This window comes from Marinobacter psychrophilus (assembly GCF_001043175.1).
GTDB classification, from domain to species: Bacteria; Pseudomonadota; Gammaproteobacteria; order Pseudomonadales; family Oleiphilaceae; genus Marinobacter; species Marinobacter psychrophilus.
In genome coordinates this window covers 1,430,874-1,451,960 of record NZ_CP011494.1, presented here as the reverse complement: position 1 = coordinate 1,451,960, position 21,087 = coordinate 1,430,874, and the positions used below count along the sequence as shown (strand labels likewise).

The window sequence follows — 21,087 nt, the reverse complement described above, 5'->3', positions numbered from 1 at the left end:
ATCATGACCCAGAAACTGACGATTACCCGCCCAGACGACTGGCACCTGCACGTTCGTGACGGTGCTATATTGAACGATGTAGTACCGAATACCGCTGCAGTATTCGGCCGCGCCATTATCATGCCCAATCTGATGCCGCCGGTGACCACTGCCGACCAGGCGCTGGCCTATGCCGAGCGTATTCGCAGCGCGGCTGGTAACAGCCATTTCGAACCGTTGATGACCTTGTACCTGACCGAAACCACCACGCCAGAGTGCGTGCGACAAGCCAAGGCGCAGGGCATAGTGGCTGCCAAACTATACCCGGCCGGAGCGACCACCAACTCGGATTCCGGCGTAACCGATGTAGCCAATATCTTTCCAGCACTGCAGGCTATGGCCGATTGCGGCATGCTGCTGCTGGTGCACGGCGAAGTGACCGATGCCGACATCGACATTTTTGATCGTGAAAAAGTATTTCTGGAGCGGGTTCTAGCGCCTACACTGGCGGCGTTTCCCACCTTGAAAGTGGTTTTAGAGCACATCACCACCGCAGATTCCGCCGACTTCGTGCGTCAGCACCAAGGTGACAATCTGGCAGCCACCATCACTCCCCAGCATCTGATGTACAATCGTAACCACATGCTGGTTGGCGGTATAAGGCCTCACTTGTACTGCCTGCCCATTCTTAAGCGCAATCGGCATCAACAGGCGCTGCGAGAAACGGTGGCCAGCGGCGACAAACGATTTTTTCTGGGTACTGATTCCGCACCCCACACCAAAGACCACAAAGAAACGGCTTGCGGTTGCGCCGGGTGCTACTCGGCGTTTGGTGCTATTAACCTGTACGCACAAGTATTTGAGGAATTGGGCGTGCTGGATAAACTTGAAGCGTTCGCCAGTTTCAACGGTGCCGATTTTTATGGCCTGCCGCGTAATACAGACACCATAACCCTAATACGCGAGCCCTGGACCATGCCTGATGAATTACCGCTTGCCGGTGGTAGCATAGTGCCATTGGCCGCCGGTGAAACCATTTACTGGCGCCTGGCGTAATCCTTTATTACATTACCTTTTCACATAGCGCTATCGTTGGAGTTTGAGTGATCGAAGAAAACAGCCAAATGCACCCCATGTCCCGTCGCTTTCGCGGATTTCTTCCTGTTGTCGTCGATGTTGAAACGGCCGGATTCAACCCCGCCAAAGATGCTTTGCTGGAAATAGCAGCGGTGATGGTCACCATGGACGAAAACGGCTTTCTGCACCGTGGCGAAACTTACCTGCAGCAGATAGACCCGTTTGAAGGCGCTAACTTCGAGCAGTCATCGCTGGACTTTACTGGCATAGATCCGTGGGACCCAGAGCGTGAAGCTGTGCCAGAACGCGAAGGCCTGAGTGAGATATTCAGTCCGATACGCAAAGCGATGAAGGCCTTTGACTGCAAACGTGCGGTTCTTGTGGGGCACAACGCCACGTTCGATCACAACTTCGTGTTTGCCGCCAGCATGCGCGCAGACATCAAACGCAATCCGTTTCATCCGTTTTCGACGTTTGATACCGCCACCCTGGCGGGCCTGGCTTATGGCCACACGGTGCTGGCCCAGGCTTGTAAACTGGCGCGCATCCCGTTTGATAGTAAAGAAGCACACTCGGCGGCCTATGACGCAGAAAAAACCGCTGATCTGTTCTGCAGTATTGTTAATCGCTGGCAGGAACTTGGGGGCTTCCCACCCCCGCCTTTCGAATAGTGTTATTGCAAAATGACAAAAAAAGGCGGTGCCAATGCACCGCCTTTTTTATTACCAGTGACTTCACCCTACAGTGTTTGCTACCAGTGAATACCCCGCATAATGGCTGCAAATGCCACCTGATCGGTGGATGCACCCTTTTCAGCGATCACCTCTTTGCCTTTTTTAGGCATCGAATCCGGAAACATCTTGTAACCAGTATTCATTAGAATTTCACTGGCCTTGGGTGCCACCGCGTTTAGTACCTGTGCAAACACGCCCATCCGCGTCGCAATGCGCTTGGGCCGGTAAACAATCGCATTCACCACCATGTCCGCTGCCTCTTCCGGACTCAGTGTGGGCACAGAATCGTAGATTTTAGTGGGCGCTATCATGGGCGTTTTCACCAACGGCATGTTGATGGTGGTAAAACAAACGTGTCTGTCTGACCACTCCGCAGCGGCGCAACGGCTGAACGAATCCAGGGCCGATTTAGACGCCACATAGGCCGAAAAGCGCGGCGAGTTAGTCAGCACGCCAATAGACGAAATATTGATGATATGGCCACGGCGACGTTCTAACATGGTCGGCGCAAAGCCCATAATCAAACGCAACGAACCAAAATAGTTCAGCTGCATGGTGCGTTCAAAATCATGAAAACGGTCAAAAGACTTATCTAACGAGCGGCGAATGGAGCGGCCGGCATTGTTTATCAGCACATCCACCGCACCGTGGTTCTCGCTAACGGTTTGAATAAACCGGTCACAAGCGTCCATATCCGCAAAGTCACACTGATAAGCGTGCACATCAGCGCCTCGCGCGTTTAATTGCTCGCTCACTTGGTCCAAGGTTTCCTGGGTACGCGCTCCAATCACCAAAATCGCACCCGCATCCGCCAGCTTTTCCGCTGTCGCCAGGCCAATACCGGAGGTGGCGCCGGTGACTACGCATACTTTACCTTCCACCGTGCCGCGCAGAGTGCGGTCTTTGAACAAATCGGGGTCCAAATTGCGTTCCCAGTAATCCCATATCACCGGTGCATAGTCTGGCAAGCGGGGCACTTCTATACCGGTGCCCTGCAACACGCGCTCGGTTTCGCGCGCATCAAAGCGGGTGGGGTAATTGATAAAAGACAACACCGATGCAGGAATACCCAGATCATCCAGCAAAGCGCGACTCATTCGCTTAACCGGCGGCAAATTTTTCAGGCTCTGGCGAATAAACGGCGGCACAAATCCGAACATGCGCGAATCAATACGCATGCCCATCTTGGGTGCGTGGCCCGCCTCACAGAATATATTGAGTATTTCACCAACCTTGTACGGGTCAGAATCCACAAGGTGGAAACACTTGCCGTCTTCGTCTGGCAGGTGGGCGATATGATCCAACGCATCTGCCACAAAATTCACCGGCACAATATTCAGGCGGCCCCCTTCGATACCTATAGTGGGCACCCACTGAGGCAGCACGCCGCGGATCTTCTGAATCATCTTGAAGAAGTAATAAGGCCCGTCTACCTTGTCCATATCGCCGGTAGCGGAGTCACCAATCACCAGACCGGGACGATAAATACGGAACGGCACGTTGCAATCGTCGCGCACCACCCTCTCAGACTCGTGTTTGGTGCGAAAATAAGGGTGGTCAAGCTTACCGGCCTCGGCAAACATATCTTCACGGAAAGTGCCTTTAAACAGACCTGCTACTGCGATCGACGACACGTGATGAAAAATCCCGGCCTCGAGCGCTTCGGCTGCGGCCACAGCAGCACGAGTGCCATCAATGTTGGCGGCTTGCTGTGACTCTTCACTGGCAGACATATCGTAAATGGCCGCCAAGTGAAAAAAGTGATCAATCTTTCCACTCAGCTGCTTCAATGTTTTTTTATCAAGGCCAAGGCTTGGGACCGTCAAATCACCGACCACCGCCTTGATCTGCTTTTCATCAGCGCCCAGCTTCTCCCGCAAATCTTCCAGCTTTTGCACCGACTGCTCTCGTACAAGTACATGAACGATAGCGCCGCGCGCCAGCAACTTGGCTATCAAAAACCGACCGATAAATCCGGTGCCGCCTGTTACAAAATAATTCATGCAGAGTCCACCTTAATTGTTACGTTATTGTATAGACAAGTTATAGCAGTGTTTGCGTATAAAGACCTAAAGCATTTAGGTTTTAGCAACTTATAGGCATCAATGCGATAATTAGGAACTTTCGACGCATACCCGCGTCTGTTACCCATCGTATCTGTTGTTTGGAATAACGTCATGTCCCAGAAAAACCCCAACGCCGAACGCTACATCGCGATCGCGCGCGCCTGCCTGAAAGCCATCAACGACACCGCAGCCAATGCTGGCGATCGGGAGCAGAAAATTCAAGCAGTTTACGAAGCCATAGACACCGCTTTTCAAGCCGAATTCAAAAGCCAACGCCAGAATGTTGCAGTTATGGCAACAGTATTGGAACGCATTGCCTCTGGAGAGCTCAGCGCAGACAAAACCGTCGACCTGGCGCGAAAAACGTTAGATCAACAACCACAGACCCACGGCAAAACAAGGATGCACTGAAATGATGCCTACCCTGACGCGGCCAACACGCCGAAACCGATTCTGGCCAGCAGCCCTGACTTTCTTATATCTGTTAGTCGCCAGTTCATTCAGCCTTGCCGCGCAGGAACTGACAAAAAGCCCCAACGACGCCAACCTGTATCGTTATTTACAATTGGATAACGGCCTGCGAGTGTTACTGGTGTCAGACAAAAGTGCAGACAAAGCCGCCGCATCGTTAAATGTAGCCGTTGGCAGCGGTGACGACCCCGCAGATCGCGAGGGCCTGGCTCACTTCTTGGAACACATGCTGTTTCTGGGCACCGAGAAATACCCTGAACCCGGCGAGTACCAACAGTTCATCGCCAGTCACGGCGGCAGCCACAACGCCTTTACTGCGTTCCAGGACACTAACTATTTCTTTGATGTACAGGCCGAATTTCTAGAGCCGGCTCTGGACCGTTTCGCCCAGCAATTCTCCGCACCCCTGTTCACCGCCGAACTGGTCGATCGCGAACGCAACGCGGTGCATTCCGAATACAGCTCCAAACTCAAAGAAGACGGCCGCCGCTTTTTTTCAGTTCGCAAAGCGGTTACGCCTGCCGAGCACGCCTTTCACCAGTTTGCTGTGGGTAATCTGACCACACTGGAAAACAGCGAACAACGGCCGTTGCGTGAAGACCTGGTCGAATTTTGGCAGCAACATTACTCTGCCAACTTGATGAATCTTGCGGTTTACGGACCGCAATCGCTGGATCGTCTGGAACAACTGGTGCGCGGCCGCTTCGACGCTATTGAAGACCGCAAGCTAACGCAGAAGCGCCACAGCGCACCTTTGGTTGATCGTGAGCAACTACCCACAAAAGTGACCGTGGCGTCGCTGAAAGACATCCGCAACATGTCCCTGGTATTCCCTATTGCCTCACAGCAGGATCAATACCGCACCAAACCAGCCCGCTATGTGACCAACCTGTTGGGCCATGAGGGCCCAGGCAGCCTGTTTGACGTGCTGAAACGCGCGGGACTGGCCGAAAGCCTGTCGGCGGGCTTGGGAATGGACACCGGCGATGGTGCCACACTGGAAATCTCCATGGCCCTAACCAAACAAGGCCTGGAACAGCAAAACACCATTCTTCCACTGGTGTTCGCTTACATCGATAAAGTGCGCGACAACGGCATCAGCGAGCAACGTTTTGAAGAAATGCGCAAGCTGGCCGACATTGATTTCCGTTTTAACGAAAAAAGCGATCCCGTACATCAAGTGATGCGCCTGGCCGGGCAACTGCAACATTATCCAGCAGCCGATATATTGCGCGCGCCCTGGTTGCTAGAAAGCTATGCGCCCGGCCAGTACCGCGAGATTCTTGAGCAACTCACTCCAGATAACCTGCTGCTCTTTGTGCTACAACCCGAACCCGATCTGGGCGAGGCTCGCGCTACGCAGTGGTATAACACCCAGTGGCAGCAGGAGCCCTTGAGTGCTCAACAATTGAACCAACCCGCCAGCGCCGCCCTGGCCAGCCAGCTTGCGCTGCCGCAAGCTAACCCCTTCATACCGGAAAACCTTGCCATGCTCAGTGGCGACACCATGAATCAGCCTGAACAGCTGCTGAGTGCTGGTGCCAATGATGGTGTTAATAATGATGGCGAAATTGAACTGTGGTACGCACGCGACACCCGTTTCGGCACCCCCAAAGCCAACGTATACCTGAGCCTGCGCACACCCTTGGCACGAGAGTCCGCCCGCAACGCGGTGCTGCTGCGACTGCTGACAGACGCCCTGAACACCAACCTGAACGCTTGGGCCTATTCCGCGCGCTTGGCCGGGCTGGACTTCAGTATTTACCCCCATCTACGTGGATTAACACTGAGGGTGGGTGGCTACAGCGACCAAACAAGCACGCTGCTACGCCAGATTCTGCAACAGGTCGCTAACCCGGAACTGACCCAACAACGCTTTGACATCGCGCGCCAGAACCTGGTGGACAGCTTGGTGAATCAATCCCGTAATCGCCCTAGCGAACAGATTACCGACTACATTCAAACCGCACTTCTTGAGGGCGCCTGGCAGAACGAAGACAAGCTAAAAGCCGCTCAAGAAGTCACCCTGAATGACCTTCAAGCCTTCCAGCAACAGCTAATGACGGGCCTGGACCCTGTCATGCTGGTTCACGGCAACCTCAGCGCCGCGTCTGCGTTGAACATGGTCCAACAGGCACGGGCTCTGATCATGGCCGACAGCCAGTACACGAAGGTAGAGCGCAGCCGCATACGCCAGATTCCCGCAGGCGAAACCCGCGTGAAAATGAACATAAGCCACCCGGATACCGGCTATGCCCTGTACCTGCAAGGCCTGAATACCAGCTTGGCAGAGCGCGCGCAGTATCGCCTACTCACTCAAATTATCCGTAGCCCGTTCTACGAGAACATTCGCACCCAGCGCCAACTGGGCTACATCGTTTACGCAACGTCATTCGAAATGCTGGAAACTCCGGCGCTTGCATTAATCGTGCAATCTCCAGACACCCGTCCGCAGGCCATTAATACCGCTGTGGACGAGTTTATGGAAAGCTTCGCCAGTACCCTAGCAGGCCTTGGAAGCAAAGAGTTGGAACAAGAAAAGCAGGCAGTCATTAGCGGCATACTGGAACAAGAACGCCAACTAGGCGATATCTCCGGGCGCTTCTGGAGTGAAATTGACCGCGGCAATAGCCATTTTGACTCCCGCGAACAATTAGCAGCAGCGATTGAAAATGTCAGTCTAGCGCAATTGCAAAGCACCTTTCGAACCGCTCTGGAACAACGTGAGCGAGCGTTATTGGTCACCTCGAACGGCCAAAGCGCAGGTGTAAACGCAGAAGCAGACAAGACCGCGCCAGCCAGTCGCGGCAACGCGGACGAGCAAATGCAGAAACTCAGAGCCCAGCCACCGGTCGCGGCGCGCTAAAAACTCTTTGTCTAAGACTGGCGACGGTTTCAGCGAGCAACATCGCGCTGAAACCGCTGCCAGTCTTCAACCTCATCCACATCCCAGCGCATGGGCAACAATTCAACGCTTAACCCCGCACTCTCCAGTTTCTCACGGGTTTGCCGCAGAACATGCTCGCTACCCCAGTGAATGCCATCCAACATGCCAAACACCACCTTGCGTGCGCCAATCAACACATAGCCACCGTCTTCCGATGGCCCTAACACCACATCAACGTGAATCAGCTTCTCAGCGGCCAGAAGAACATGAGCTGCATCCACCGACGGGCAATCACTGCCTACAATGATGGCGTATTTGTGGCTACATAGAGCACCACATAAAGCCGCGGCCATGCGATCACCCAGGTTGCCATCGCTCTGAAAACGCTGCTGTACACGTTGCCCTTGCAACTTTTTCATCACCTCAGCGGCTTCTGCAGGGGGCGTACGATGACAGTCCCACCAAAACTGCAGCGGTAAAGCCGTCGCCAGCAAATTATCCAGCACCGCCTGAGTTAACTCGCAATGCGCCGCCAGAGCCCCCTGTTCGCCCAGTGCGGGTATTAAACGCGTTTTTACCTTGCCGGCTTCAGGCCATTTGGCAAACTGCATGACCAGCGTTTGGTCAGAGTTGTTTTCATTATTGGGCATTACGAACATCCGATTGGTAGGCTTGGGCCAAAGACTCAGCAGACTCGCCGCGCCAATAGCGCCAGCGCAGCTGCCACATCAGCAAAATTGTTGCCCAAGCGCCTCTTTGTTGCCAGCGCCGGCTGTCTGTCGTTACCGGGCTTGCTATACAGAAAGGACGCGACACATCACGCAAACGCCGCGACAACTCAACATCTTCCATTAACGGTTGAGGTGCAAAGCCCCCCAAGACGTCAAAGGTATCGCGGCGTACAAACATCGCCTGATCGCCGGTACAAATACCGGTCAACCGCGAACGCTTATTCATAAACCAGGAAATCACACGAAACAGCGGCCGCGAGCCACTTAAGCGAACATCAAATCGACCCCACACGTTCAGCGTTGGCACAAATGCCTGCAATTGCTGCACGGCATCCGCAGGCAACTGCGTATCGGCGTGCAGAAACAACAGCACGTCACCATGGGCAACCGCCGCACCGGCATTCATCTGCGCCGACCGCCTTAACTCCGCACTCACCAGCTGATCACACAAAAGCCGGGCCAAGTCTTGCGTGCCATCGGTGCTGCCGCCATCCGCCACAATCACCTCGTGGCCTACCGCCCGCAACGGCTGAAGCGACTGCAACAAAGCGCCAATCACTACAGCCTCATTCCACACCGGCACAACGACGCTCAGCCTTACATTCGTTTTCAAATCCGTCATCACAGTATTGGTTACACCGCGTCCAATAATAAACAACCCGCGCAAAGCCTTGAGCCACGCGCCTCAGCCCGTTATCATACCGCCCTTCTTGGCATTATGCCTTCGTAGCTCATCTGGATAGAGCGTCCCCCTCCTAAGGGGAAGGTAGCAGGTTCGAGTCCTGCCGAGGGCACCATTTGACAGTCCGCTAAGACCCGTCAAGAACCAAAATCCCCCGTTTTAAAGCACTTTTTAACAAATTCAAGTCCACTGGCATCCACTGAAATCCTAGAGCATCCACCGCTTATGGGGCAAATCATCATACCCGGTTAGTGGTTTTGACAGTTTACTCTGGAGTTGGGACAGTAACGCCGCTGATCATCGTCCATCGTTCAAATATAGGCGCATTAATCAAAGTCGAGTCATCGCACGGCAAGCTTGGCTCGTAATATCCTAGGCCTCTTCAAGACGACGGACATATGACCCCATTACTGATTGATCAGAAGCATAAGGATAGTCTTGCGAGAACGGGCGTAAGCCGACAGTTCCAGCAAGAGCTGAGGTGCAGTCACGCAGGCGAAACCGGTGCGGTGTGGATATATCGTGGCATCTTGGCCGCACGGCCGACCGGAGCGCTGCTGGAGTTCGCGAGGGAACATCTGCAAACCGAGCAGCAGCACCTGGGTATGTTCGATGACCTCAGTGTTTGTTACCGCCGCAGCCTGATCCTGCCGCTATGGCGATTGGCAGGATTTCTGACTGGGTTTCTGCCTTCTTTAATAGGCAAAAACGCTGTCTTTGCCACCATCGAAGCCGTCGAAACCTTTGTTGACCTGCACTACCAGGCCCAGATCCAGTCGCTCAGCCCTTGCGTTCATCGCGAGTCCGAGCGGGCGATACTGGATCTGTTTGAAACCTGCCGCCTGGATGAGGTGGCACACAGAGATGACGCAGCCCAGAGGCGTACCGGGAAACCGACAGCCAGCATGAGTCTTTGGACGACCATGGTGGGCGGAGGCTCCCGCAGCGCCGTCAGTTTGGCGCGATTCCTTTAGGTAAGCGGCCATCAGTTGTGGCTAACTGAACACTTCACCGAATGCTCGGAATGAGTTGACCACTAAAGTTCCGGCACTCCTCTCTCGCCTCACAGCGAAAAAGATCAGTGCTCGGCCACTTGCGCTATAACAGGGCTCCCTCGCCATCACCGCCTCAAAAGAAGGCAAGTTTCTTTAACCCTTGTCTGTTTCAGTGAACCAGAACCTGTGTTCAACAGACTTCTATCGTTCAGGCTCAAATATTGCTTACTACTTTGAGGCAAACTCAAGGAGCGCAGTATGAGTAACGTGCTATGAGCGAAAAAGAAGCCATCGATTTGCTCTGGCTAATTCTGGCCGGCATTCTCGTACTCACCATGCAAGCAGGCTTTCTGTGCCTGGAGTCGGGCCTGACCCGCAGCAAAAATGCCATTAACGTAGCGCTGAAAAACGCCTTTGATCTGCTGGTGGTGATGGCGGTTTACTGGTTCATCGGCTTTAACTTGATGTTCGGGGAGCACAGTGCCTGGGCTCTGGACTGGCGCTGGGTCGCAACCGATTTCAGTCAGCTGGGTTTCTGGGATGCGGGCTTTTTCTTTTTCCAGATGACCTTCTGCGCCACCGCCGCTACCATCGTGTCCGGCGCCATTGCTGAGCGCAGCCGCTTTATTACCTATGTTCTGATCACCATTCTGATTGCCGGCGTAATCTATCCGGTAGTGGGACACTGGAGCTGGAGCGGCATATTCAATGGCAGTAATGGCTGGCTCCAGAAAAAGGGCTTTGTGGATTTTGCCGGCAGCAGTGTCGTGCATGGTGTCGGTGGCTGGGTGGCCTTGGCGGCGGTGATCGTCATCGGCCCGCGCCAAGGACGTTTCAAAGACGGCCAGGTCCGAGAAATTTCCGGCAGTAACCTACCCATGGCTATGCTGGGCCTGATGTTCTTTATTATCGGCTGGCTAGGCTTTAACGGTGGGAGTGTGCTGGCGTTTGATGCCCGAGTACCCGGTATCATGGTCAATACCCTGATGGCTGCGGCGGCAGGCGGCATGGTCGCTTTGTTGATCAGCTATTGCTTGTCTGGCCGCCACCGGGTGACGACCATGACGATCAACGGCACCCTGGCCGGGCTGGTGGCCATCACTGCTGGCGTGCACAGCGTTTCAACCTTGGCGGCCATGGTCATTGGCGCCCTAGGCTGTCTTTGCATGCTGGCAGCAGAACAATTGTTACTCAAATTTGAACTGGATGACCCTGTTGGCGCCGTCCCGGTACATCTGGTGGCAGGTATCTGGGGAACGTTGGCAGTGGCGTTTTTTGGCCGAGCGGAACAGCTGCAAACCGGCTTATCCTTCAGTGGACAGTTCCAGGCACAGCTCTTTGGCATTGTGGCCATCGGCTTGTTCAGCTTTTCTCTGGCCCTTGTGTTTCTGTGGCTGCTCAAACAACTGATGCCTCTCAGGGTCAGTGTAGAAGGGGAGCGAGACGGGCTTAACGTATCTGAACATGGGGCCCGAACCGAGTTGGTAGACCTGTTACAGGCTATGGCTGGGCAGGAGAAAAGCGGCGACCTGCAACATAAGGTTCACGCTGAACCTTTCACCGAAGTCGGGCTGATCGCAGCCCAATATAATCGGGTGATGGCCAGGCTAAACCAAGTGATCACCCGCACCCGCCTGATTGTGCGCGACATCCGCGATGGGGTGATCACCTTCAACAGCAAAGGAATTATTTCCAGTGTTAATCCCGGCGCGGAGCATCTGTTTGCGCGCACCCGGGAGCAACTGATAGGCCAGTCCACGGCATTATTGTTGCACAGAAACAATAGCGCCCTGTATACCCATGCCAGCCCGGAACAGATTTTGCCGCGCCTGGCCGCCAGCGAAAACGTCGGTCCCCATGAACTCATCGCGCGGGGGGCTAATGATCAACCCTTCTACATCGAAGTCACCACGGCCGCCAGCCCCACCGAAGCGGGCGTACAATACAGCGCCGTTATCCGGGATATCAGTGAGCGCAAGCGCATTGAGGAGCAGTTGCACCGGCACTCGGAGCTGGCTCAGGTAACCCTTGAAGCGATTACCGAGGGTGTCATTACGTTTGATGCACAAATGCACACGGTTTATTTAAATCCCATTGCCGCCGCGCTAACTGGCTGGTCCTCCCAGCAGGCGTTTGGTAAACCGGCCGAGCAAATATTGTGTTTAAAGAGTATCGAAGGGGACAACATGGCGGTATTGCCCCTGTTTCAACAACAGAAAAAGCAATGCCTGCAGTTGATTAAAAAAAGAGGCAAGCCCTCCGATATTGAACTGACCCCGGCTCCCTTGCACAACCATGCAGGTGAACCGGTGGGGTGGGTTGTGGTGATGCAGGATGTTACCCACAGTAAATTGTTGCAGAAGCAACTGAGTTTTCAGGCGATACACGACCCCCTCACTGGGCTGATCAACCGGCGCGAGTTTGAGCGTTCCCTACAGAGCCTGATTCAGGATGTCGAGCACAATGCCAGTGAGCATCTGCTCTGCTATCTGGACTTGGACCAGTTCAAGATCGTCAACGACACTTGCGGACACCAGGCCGGCGATGAATTATTGAAACAACTGGCCAACACCCTCAAACCCCTGCTGCGCCAAAGTGACATCCTGGCACGCTTGGGCGGCGACGAGTTCGGTGTATTGCTCAGTCACTGCCCTTTAAACCAGGGCCAAGAAATTGCAGAGCAACTGCGCGAAGCGGTTTGTGGATTTCATTTTTCCTGGGGTGGTCAAGTATTTGCCGTGGGTGTCAGTATCGGCATAGTGCACCTGACCCAACCCTGCGGTGATCTGGGTATCATGCTGAGCAAAGCGGATACTGCCTGTTATTTAGCGAAAAACCTGGGGCGTAACCGGGTGCACCTGCACCTGCCGGACAGCAGCGAAGTCAAACTACAGACCGATCAAGTGCAGTGGGTTAACCGCATTCGACAAGCCCTCAATGAAGATCACTTCCGTCTGTTTTGCCAGCCTATCATGGCACTGGATCAGGCGGACGCTAGCCCGGCCCACTATGAGATTCTACTGCGGCTTAAGGATGCGCGGGGGCACATGGTGCCGCCCGGCGCGTTTCTGCCTTCGGCTGAACGGTTTAACCTGATGCCGCAGATAGACCTCTGGGTCATCCGTAACACCTTAGTCTGGATGGGCGGCCAGTTGCGTGGCAGTCATCTTGACCTGCATTGTTCGATCAACCTGTCCGGGGCCTCCATCGGCCACCCCGAGTGCCTGCAAACCATTCGCGAGCAGTTGACTAAACACCAGGTGCCGGCCCATCGGGTCTGTTTTGAGATCACCGAAACAACCGCTATGGCGAACCTAAAAAAGGCCCAAGATTTTATCAGCGAGCTTAGAGTTCTAGGTTGCAAGTTTGCCCTGGATGATTTTGGCAGTGGCCTGTCATCCTTCGGGTATTTGAAGCATCTGTCGGTAGATTACCTCAAAATTGATGGCATTTTTATCCGTGAGTTGGCGCAGAGCCCGATCGACCGGGCAATGGTAGACTCCATCAATACCATCGGGCACATCATGGGTTTAAAGACCGTTGCCGAGTTTGTAGAGGATGGCGCCACCCTTGAGGTATTGCGCCAGCTGGGCGTAGATTATGCCCAAGGCTACCATCTGGGCCGACCACAACCGCTAGAAAGCCTGGGGAATGCGCATGTAATGCTCCGCTGAACGTGGCGACCTAAAAACTATTTCACCGACAGGTTTCATCACAAGCCTATTTTTTGAAGGTCACCGGGATAATCAATGTCCAGAGTCACTCCAGCATCATCCACGTCCACCCAGATGCAGTGTTGGATATGATGTTTAAAAAACTCTCGCGCCCCGTCCTCTCCTTTGACCTTTCGCAACTCTGACCAAAAATTGCGACCAAAGATAACCGGGTGCCCTACTTGGCTTTTATACCGTGGACGGACAATGTTTTCTGCTGTCGCCAAAGTGATTAATTTCTGACATGTTGCGGGTGATAACCAAGGCATATCGCCGAGAAAAATGGCTGCCGCAAGGCCATGAGCGTTTTGAAGCATTTGAAAGGCATCCGCAAGGCTATTACCCAAGCCACAATTGGCTTGAGGAGCTCTTAGGATGTGCACTTGGTTTAAGTACGCCTGCGATAACAATACGTGCGGGTCATCTTCTGCTTTTATTACTAGATAAGTATGCGGAAAATCAGGAAGCACGGCAGACAGGGTTTGGCTCAGCAAAGTCTCGCCGTCCGCGAAAGGTGTCAGGCGTTTATCAGAACCAAAACGTTGTGAACGGCCTGCGGCCAGCACAACGGCAATCACATCTCCATTGGCTGCCTCTTTAGGCATTTCCATGTTATCTATCTCGGCCATAATAAATTCGGACAATGTCGGTCATCACGGCCAGCGCGATCTCGGCGGGTGTTTTACTGCCAATATTCAGTCCTATCGGCATATGAATGCGGGCAACACGTCTTCCCCGGGGTCACAAACAATAACGTCAAAACCCAATGTCGTGGCAAAATCCTCACACGCTACTGACACCGGCGAAATACCCACAATCACCAGTCGGCGCACCGGGCCGAATCTGACTCGCACAATAGCCCCCGACCTTTCTATTCGGAGGCCTTCGCCGGTGTCCGCTAGAAGGCCGACTTCTGCCGTTTCCAGGTTGACTGTTCGTATGCAACGCTACTGCCCAAGCAACGATTACTGCAATTGACACAGCTGTTGCTGGTGTTCTTCAAAAGGCGGAAAACGCTCAACCAGAACCTCAAGTACGCCAACGCAAGGAAGCTTCAATCGCTCTTCTTCTGCGTCATTATCACCGTAACGAATGACCTCGTTGGCTGAGGAAAACCTCCCAAATTGCAACTGTTCTAGAAAGTCTTCCTCGACACAGCCGCCAGAAAGTGACCCCACATGCCGGCCATCTTGACGAGCCACCAGCAAGGCTCCGGGGCGAGTGGTGGTGAGCCATAGGTTGCCAATACGGTGCACAGCCAATTAGTGTTCCCGGACTTACTCCAGTTAAAAGCATGATCAATAACATAAGGATCAACGGACTGCATTATACCGGCTTTCCTCTACTGTCATCCATCATGGCAAAGGGTCGAACTGGAACTCACTCGTCCCACCCAATTTTCCTGAACGCACCACAGCGTCACGCCGAACAATAATGCATTTTGCTCGCATTTCGTAGCGGCTCGAACTTTATACCAGTGGGCACCAATAGCGATGGTGATGGTCATTAACTGACGCAGCAATAGAATTTTTCAGGTACTTCCGAGATTGAAACGCTCTATCATTCGTTGCAGTCGAGGCCTTGAAACACCAAGAATGTCGCATGCTTTTCCGCGATGACCTTGGGTAGTGTCAAGTACTTGGCAAACGTGAGCTCTTTCAACGTCTGCCAATGAGAGTTGTTCCGGGCTGAGGTCTTCGGCCGATTCCTTAAAGACACCGGACATCTGTTGGAGTTCATCCGACAGACTGTATACATCCAGATTCGGGCTTTGCGAAAGAGTGACACTTCTAAAAATCTGGTGTTCCAGTTCACGAACGTTACCGGGCCAGGCATAATTTTGCAGACACTGGAGCGCCTCAGGCGTTATCCGCCTGACCTTACTCTTCAGGTAATAATTGGCCTTTGCGGCCAAGTATTTTACCAGCTCTGGAATTTCTTCAGGCCGCTCCCGCAACGATGGAACCCAAATCGAAATTATTTGAAGTCTGTAAAACAGATCTTCCCGGAATTGCTTTGCTTTGATGGCACTGGGGAGATCGATATTGGTCGCCGCTATAATACGACAATCCGCCTTCAACACGTTTTTTGAGCCTAGCGGAGAATATTCTTTTTCCTGCAGAACACGTAATAGTTTCGCCTGTAGCGAAAGTGGCAACTCCCCGATCTCGTCCAGGAACAAGGTACCTCCCTGTGCCAAGGTAAACTTACCAGGGTGATTTTCAACGGCACCGGTAAAAGCGCCCTTAGTGTGACCAAACATTTCCGATTCAATCAGGTTTTCCGATAAAGCAGCACAGTTAACGGCCACGAATGGGCCGGAAGATCTCTCGCCGGCGTCATGTATCGCTCTGGCGATGAGCTCTTTACCAGTGCCACTTTCTCCGGTTATTAGCACCGTAGCCAGTGTCGAAGAGATTAGCCCGATGGTTTTGTAAATCTCTCGCATCTTGGGACTACTGCCAACCATCCCGGGAGTATATTGTAACGGCACATCAAGACCGCCGTTCATTGAGTTCGATTCGAGCATTGCCAGAGAATGATTTATTGCGACCTCAAGCTCATCCAGATCAAGGGGTTTGTGAAGATAGTCATCCGCTCCCCGCTGCATGGCTTGGATGGTAGATTCCATATCGTGGTGAGCGGTCATTATTAAAATACGGCAATCCGGGTATTGAACCTTAAGAACCAACAAGCCGTCCAGCCCACTCATTCCCCCAAGGCGGACATCAAGAAGTATTAATTCCGGGCACTCGGAATTGCCGAATCTCAGGGCCTCCTCGACTGAGGCACAGGCCTGGGCCTCGTGGCTTTCTTCTAACAGAAACGCTTGTAAAGTTTGTCGTATTGATGCGTCGTCATCGATAATTAAAATGCGCGCCATGATCTCACAGCTCCTCGTTTACCGCATACATAAGGGCGTTACCGCTCCTATCGCTGCTTTCTGTAAGAATTTCAGAAGTGGGGCATAACGGCAAAACCACACACACTTGTACGATACCATTAAGGCTGTCTATCGTGACCTGCCCACCATGTCGGTCTACGAGTTTTTTAACAATAGCCAGCCCCAACCCGGTGCCTTTTGCACGGGTTGTAAAGAAAGGCTCGAAAGCATTATTTTTGGTGTGACCATCCATTTGTTTGCCATTGTTAGTGATCGTCACCATGAGGTAAGGACTTTCGTTTTCCAGACCAAACCGGGTTTCAATGCCAATAAATCGTTCGCCTCGCGCACTTTCGGTCGCTTGCAATGCATTATTTAGCAGGTTTTGGAAGACTTGGCGTAATCTTGCCGGGTCCGCAATCATGGTAGGTAACTGAGGCGCCAGGCTCCAGTTTACCGATACCTCTGCTTTGCGAAGTGGACCTTGCATTTCATCTATAATGCGGCTCAGCAGCATGTTCGTATCAAGATTTTGCACGTGCAACTGGCCCTGACTGGAATAATTCAGGATGTCATCCAGAATGCGCTCCATATATTCGACCTGATTTAGTGCTAACCCCCAAAGCGTATCGTGTCTGGAAGGTTGGTCCACAGAATTCTGAGCCCTACGCTGAGCCATTTGCAGGCTTATTTTGATGGATGTCAGCGGGTTTCGCAGGTCATGGGCAATCATGTTGGCCATTCGGCCTATTTTGGCAAGTTGTTCCTGGTGGAAACGGACCAGGGTTTCCTGTTTTAGCTTTTCCTGCAACGCCTTTTCATTAGAGATATCCTGTTTGATGGCGACGTAACACGTTTGACGGCTCCAAGGGTGACGAATGGGAAAGATCAGAGCAGCTTCCCAAAATAAGCTTCCATCCTTTCTTCGATTGTGGAACTCGCCGTGCCAGGGTTTTCCTTGTTTCAGCGTGTCCCAGAGTTTCCCGTATTGTTCCTGATTTGTTGTACTAGATTGCAAAAAACGTGGTGTATACCCCTTGACCTCACTACTTTGGTAACCCGTTAGCTGTGTGAAAGCGGTGTTTGTATAAAAGATTCGAGCGTCGGAATCCGTCAGCATAATGGCACTCGGACTCAGCTCAACGATGCGGGTTAATTGATGCAGGTGTTCATCCTGCACGTGGCGTGCGGCGAGTCGGTGGCCGGCCTGCAAGCGTGACCCAACACCCAGAATGATCAGTAAAGCGATGTAAAGAGGAAGGCTGCCAAAAAACGCAGAGCTCGTTTTGTACATTCTTCCTGTCACGATTGAATGGCTAACCCACCATGTAGAATTTGCAATGCCGTCCAGCGGCGATAAGCTTGAGTAAGTGGTGAGGCGTTCTTCCGGTTGCCATACCTGCCCTCCATCAGGGCCTTTCCGCCTGTTTGAAGAAAATTTTGTATCCAAAGAGTCCTCTTCCGACTCCAATAGCGTGAACTGGATTTCTTGGTCGTCTGACCTGGTGAACTCAACGGTAAAGTTGTTGATTACGAGACGAAAAGTGCCGAACGGCGTGCTGGGTTTTTGGGTATCCTCGAAAACGCTCAGCAGCTCTTTAAGAAGCGCAACACCGTCATAGTTGATCACAAGCAAACCAACCTTTTCCCCGTTGTCTGCCGACACCGGGGTAGCCATTCGCATCGTTAATTTTTCAGGTTGAGGGCTGTGCCACTCAACGTTGAGGTCAAGTGGAGAGAGATACACCGTACCTGGTTGTAAAACAATGCCTTCTTGAAAATAGCGACGATGGGATTTATCTTGCAAAAGATGATTCAATTGGCGGCTGACGCCGTTTATTGTCCGCTCAAGGCGGACTTTTTCAGCACCGTTGGATGATAAAAAGCGCACCTGCATATATTGTGGCTTAAACGCCATTATATGGCTGAATTGACGCGCTAGGGCATCTCTATTAGTGGTCATTTTCTCCGTTTGATGGCCGACAAGCTCCGCAAAACGAAGAGTGTCGGCTTGCATACGCAGAATCTTCTGTTCCAATTTCTTTCTGGTCTGCTCGACTTTTAGAGACTCTTCTTGGGCGATCAGCAGATTCTGTTCGTGGACTATAACGGCATAGTGTATGCCCAGCGCTATAGCAAGCAACAAGAGACTCGGTATGAAGAATTTTAGCGTTTCTAAACAAAGCGGCTTCGATTGACAGGTGTTGCCGCTTTTGAATTTGTGAAACATCATCGATATCCGATGGTTTAACGAAATTGGCTTTAGTTTAGTCAGCAAGCGTACTTGACGCAAATCAAGTCACCATATTGCCTCCGGGTGAAATTCACGTTTTGTTATTTCAAGCAACAAACGTAGAGCAACAGAACGCCTTACCCGATTTGACTCTTTGACGATGGGCGCCAGTTTCTCAACCGTTGTTTCCGGCTCCATGCGCGCCAACAATCGACTGGCCGACTCGGTTAGATCAGGGTCATTTAACGCAGTATCGATCAGCAACTGGCGGATCGATTCTCCACGTTTTTCGACCAGAACTCGCAGGGCGGCTGCACGAACTTCCGGTTCAGGGTCCTTAAGGGCTTGGTGCAAGCTATCGAACACCTGTCGAGATTCCAGATTTTCCAGAACAACATCATGCCGTTGTTCGAACTCGGCTTGCTGCGTGGACAAGCAAGAAGCAACGGCGGATATAGCCGCCACCCTGACAGGAGCATGTGTATCCTCCAAAGCCGCGAGCAGCAACGGCAAGGCCGTTGGATGGCCAAGAGAACCGAGGGTGTTGGCACAGGCGGCCCTAACAGCAGGGGGGGCAGCCGTGAGAAGTGTTGCAAGGGGCCCAAGGCAGCTACTTAACTCACCAAGGTCAGGGCGCCGCTGTGCGATTCGTCCTAAGCTACTGACTGCTTCGGCTTGCACACCAATGTCAGACGTCAGCAAGTGCTCGCGAAGCCATCTCACTGCGAAACCAGAGTCAGATCCACCGAGGGCCCGGATGACCAAGATAGCGTTGGACGCGTCTGGAAAATCCGCTTTTTTACGGCCTGTGAGGCACAATCTGTCGCCAGCTTCGACGTGCTCGCGAACCACCTGTGAAAACGCGGACATTTCTCCCGGCAAGTCGGTCAGCATGTTTTCCAGCTCGCTGTCCTGATCGTTTTCCTGAATTGCTGTTGCAAGGTTTTCGTCTATGTTGGCTCTGGCGACTGCATCAAGAGTTGATCTTGGAGCTTCACTTGCGTGCATGAGCGGCTCGGAATGCCCGTCATCGTGCTCTGGATACTCCCGATCCATAATGTGCTGAATTAATGAAGACTCGTCATCTGCGCTGGTAGCATCCTCGTCACGGAGCGGAATCAAACGATCATCATCCGCCTGCTCCGTTTTCGAATTTGAAGGCTGGGAAAGTAAGTCCGGCTCTCCATGCAAGATGTCTCCGAGCCAATGAACAGCCAAAGCTTTTTGCTGACCGGTTGTGCACTGTACCAGGCTGTTAATGGCGGCGAGGCGCACACAGGCCTGTTCCGCTGCCAATAGCTCCAGGAACTTATCGCCATCCGTTTCATCCAGGGGTAAACATTGCCACTGCCTTGCCATGGCTGTCGCCAGCTCAGCACTTTCTCGGCCCCATCTGAGCCATAACATCTCGAATACCCGGCGGTGCCATTGACGGCTTACAGCAAGCTGTGGAATCGCACCCAGTGCAGTCACTATTTCATCAGAATGAAGATTTTCCACATGCTGCTCAAGCCACAGCGCCATATCTTCCTCAATAGCTTCGTCTTGTCTAGCGAGTAAATGCCAACCCAGACAACGAATTCGAGGGTCATCGTCTGTGAACAATTTCTTCAATCTGTCTGAGCCAATCTCATCAAGCGCCTGTTTGCCGAGCTTGTCAGTGATGGTCTGTATAGCACTAATCGCTGCGCTTCGAACCCCTGTATCCCGATCTTCCAGGCAAAGAAGAATGTCACGGAAATAGGCGGTCTCGGTCCTGAACGCCAGACTTGACAACGCCTCGATCCGGACTTGGGGGTGCTGGTCTCGTAGAAATCGAAAAAGAATCACGGGGGCAGACTTGTTCTGCCACTTTTTTATCGCCCGGGCAGCGCGACGTCGTAATCGCGGCAACGGATGTGAAAGCAACTGCCAAAAGGCGTTCTCTGCTGCGGAACCGGATCGTGCAAGCGCTTCAAGTATTTCTGGCTCCAGGTCATCCGCTTCTTGCTCTATTAACAAATCCATCAAGGTCGGGACTGCTTTGTGTGCCAGCGATCCGTCAACAAGAGAAATAGCCTCCCGCTGAACATCCCAAGCATGATTCCAGCCCTCTTCCATCCCCTCGCTTGCTTCTGCCAGGTTGATCAGCGTCAGCAATGCGGCATGCGCTTCAGGAGCGTCTATGCGGGCCAGTGCCCGAACGGCGGCAATTCTGGCTTCGCCGTCTGGATGTTCACGGGCCATTTGCCCCAACAGTTCAATCACCGACGGATCTGCGAAGGATCCCATGGCCTCGGCGGCGGCAACACACACTTCTTCTTCCGGGTCGCCCAGATACTCTTGCAGGGCTTCTTTTGCTTCATGGTGCTTCCAACGCCCCAGCAATCTAGCGCAATCGACGCGTTCCTCGGGGAGGCCTTCTTTCAAAAGATTTAACAGTTCTGGTATTAACGCTTTGCGAGGAAGACTGGATACGTTCATAGCGCGCATTCCCGAGACCTTTACGAGTGAAGTGAAACAATATCGGAAAGATGCAGCATTATTCGTACCAGCTGTACGAAATTTGCGAAAACTCAGGGTATTGGTGCGTTGATAGCGTTTTGCCTGAGGGACGCGTACGCGGTAAGTGGGCGTAATTTGAACGAATCATTCA

Annotated in this window: 13 protein-coding genes, 1 tRNA gene and 1 pseudogene; 7 read left to right on the top strand and 8 right to left on the bottom strand. The window is 52.8% G+C overall.

What is annotated here, in order from left to right; translation table 11 throughout:
* The first annotated feature begins 3 nt into the window (after nt 1–3).
* Both pyrC and rnt read left to right on the top strand, forming a co-directional pair.
* Nucleotides 4–1,035: a dihydroorotase gene (pyrC, locus tag ABA45_RS06435; protein WP_048384800.1), complete on the top strand. Its 1,032-nt coding sequence runs from the start codon at nt 4–6 to the stop codon at nt 1,033–1,035.
* Between the two features lie 47 nt (nt 1,036–1,082).
* The gene (gene rnt, locus ABA45_RS06430; protein ID WP_084708286.1) at nt 1,083–1,727 is read left to right on the top strand and encodes a ribonuclease T; all 645 of its coding nucleotides are present in this window, start codon (nt 1,083–1,085) and stop codon (nt 1,725–1,727) included.
* An 80-nt stretch (nt 1,728–1,807) separates the two neighbouring features.
* Here the strand turns inward: rnt and ABA45_RS06425 are convergent, their stop codons facing one another.
* A complete protein-coding gene (locus ABA45_RS06425; protein WP_048384799.1) occupies nt 1,808–3,793 on the bottom strand; it encodes an SDR family oxidoreductase in 1,986 nt (661 codons plus the stop codon).
* 174 nt (nt 3,794–3,967) lie between these two features.
* Between ABA45_RS06425 and ABA45_RS06420 the strand changes: the two genes are divergently transcribed.
* Nucleotides 3,968–4,267: a hypothetical protein gene (locus ABA45_RS06420; RefSeq protein ID WP_048384798.1), complete on the top strand. Its 300-nt coding sequence runs from the start codon at nt 3,968–3,970 to the stop codon at nt 4,265–4,267.
* Nucleotide 4,268: 1 nt separating this feature from the next.
* The gene (locus ABA45_RS06415) at nt 4,269–7,193 is read left to right on the top strand and encodes an insulinase family protein (protein ID WP_048384797.1); all 2,925 of its coding nucleotides are present in this window, start codon (nt 4,269–4,271) and stop codon (nt 7,191–7,193) included.
* 29 nt (nt 7,194–7,222) lie between these two features.
* On the opposite strand, the gene ABA45_RS06410 is transcribed toward ABA45_RS06415, so the two are convergent.
* Together ABA45_RS06410 and ABA45_RS06405 are read right to left on the bottom strand one after the other, a co-directional pair.
* Nucleotides 7,223–7,864, bottom strand: a complete 642-nt coding sequence (locus ABA45_RS06410; protein ID WP_048384796.1) for a TIGR04282 family arsenosugar biosynthesis glycosyltransferase — start codon at nt 7,862–7,864, stop codon at nt 7,223–7,225.
* Nucleotides 7,854–8,567 (bottom strand): TIGR04283 family arsenosugar biosynthesis glycosyltransferase, encoded by a 714-nt coding sequence (locus ABA45_RS06405; RefSeq protein WP_048388761.1) that lies wholly within the window; start codon nt 8,565–8,567, stop codon nt 7,854–7,856. Before ABA45_RS06405 ends, ABA45_RS06410 begins: the two co-directional genes overlap by 11 nt.
* Nucleotides 8,568–8,665: 98 nt before the next feature.
* Between ABA45_RS06405 and ABA45_RS06400 the strand changes: the two genes are divergently transcribed.
* The 3 genes from ABA45_RS06400 (at nt 8,666) to amt (ending at nt 13,296) form a co-directional block, all read left to right on the top strand.
* Nucleotides 8,666–8,742: transfer RNA gene (locus ABA45_RS06400), tRNA-Arg, on the top strand.
* 283 nt (nt 8,743–9,025) lie between these two features.
* Nucleotides 9,026–9,601 (top strand): demethoxyubiquinone hydroxylase family protein, encoded by a 576-nt coding sequence (locus ABA45_RS06395; RefSeq protein WP_053076131.1) that lies wholly within the window; start codon nt 9,026–9,028, stop codon nt 9,599–9,601.
* 293 nt (nt 9,602–9,894) lie between these two features.
* A complete protein-coding gene (gene amt / locus ABA45_RS06390) occupies nt 9,895–13,296 on the top strand; it encodes an ammonium transporter (RefSeq protein ID WP_048384795.1) in 3,402 nt (1,133 codons plus the stop codon).
* Nucleotides 13,297–13,334: 38 nt separating this feature from the next.
* Here amt and ABA45_RS06385 read toward each other — a convergent pair whose 3' ends face one another.
* From ABA45_RS06385 to ABA45_RS06365, 5 genes and pseudogenes are all read right to left on the bottom strand, one after another.
* Nucleotides 13,335–13,964 carry a nucleotidyltransferase family protein gene (locus ABA45_RS06385; protein ID WP_227506151.1) on the bottom strand — a complete coding sequence of 210 codons (630 nt, stop codon included), beginning with the start codon at nt 13,962–13,964 and terminating at the stop codon, nt 13,335–13,337.
* Nucleotides 13,948–14,662, bottom strand: a pseudogene (locus ABA45_RS06380) (XdhC family protein). The gene ABA45_RS06385 and the pseudogene ABA45_RS06380 overlap by 17 nt, the downstream one beginning before the upstream one ends.
* Before the next feature lie 204 nt (nt 14,663–14,866).
* Nucleotides 14,867–16,219 carry a sigma-54-dependent transcriptional regulator gene (locus ABA45_RS06375; protein ID WP_048384794.1) on the bottom strand — a complete coding sequence of 451 codons (1,353 nt, stop codon included), beginning with the start codon at nt 16,217–16,219 and terminating at the stop codon, nt 14,867–14,869.
* A 4-nt stretch (nt 16,220–16,223) separates the two neighbouring features.
* Nucleotides 16,224–18,452, bottom strand: a complete 2,229-nt coding sequence (locus tag ABA45_RS06370) for a two-component system sensor histidine kinase NtrB (RefSeq protein ID WP_084708284.1) — start codon at nt 18,450–18,452, stop codon at nt 16,224–16,226.
* Between the two features lie 66 nt (nt 18,453–18,518).
* Nucleotides 18,519–20,915, bottom strand: coding sequence for a HEAT repeat domain-containing protein (locus tag ABA45_RS06365; protein WP_198147070.1), 2,397 nt, complete (start codon nt 20,913–20,915; stop codon nt 18,519–18,521).
* Nucleotides 20,916–21,087: the final 172 nt, after the last annotated feature.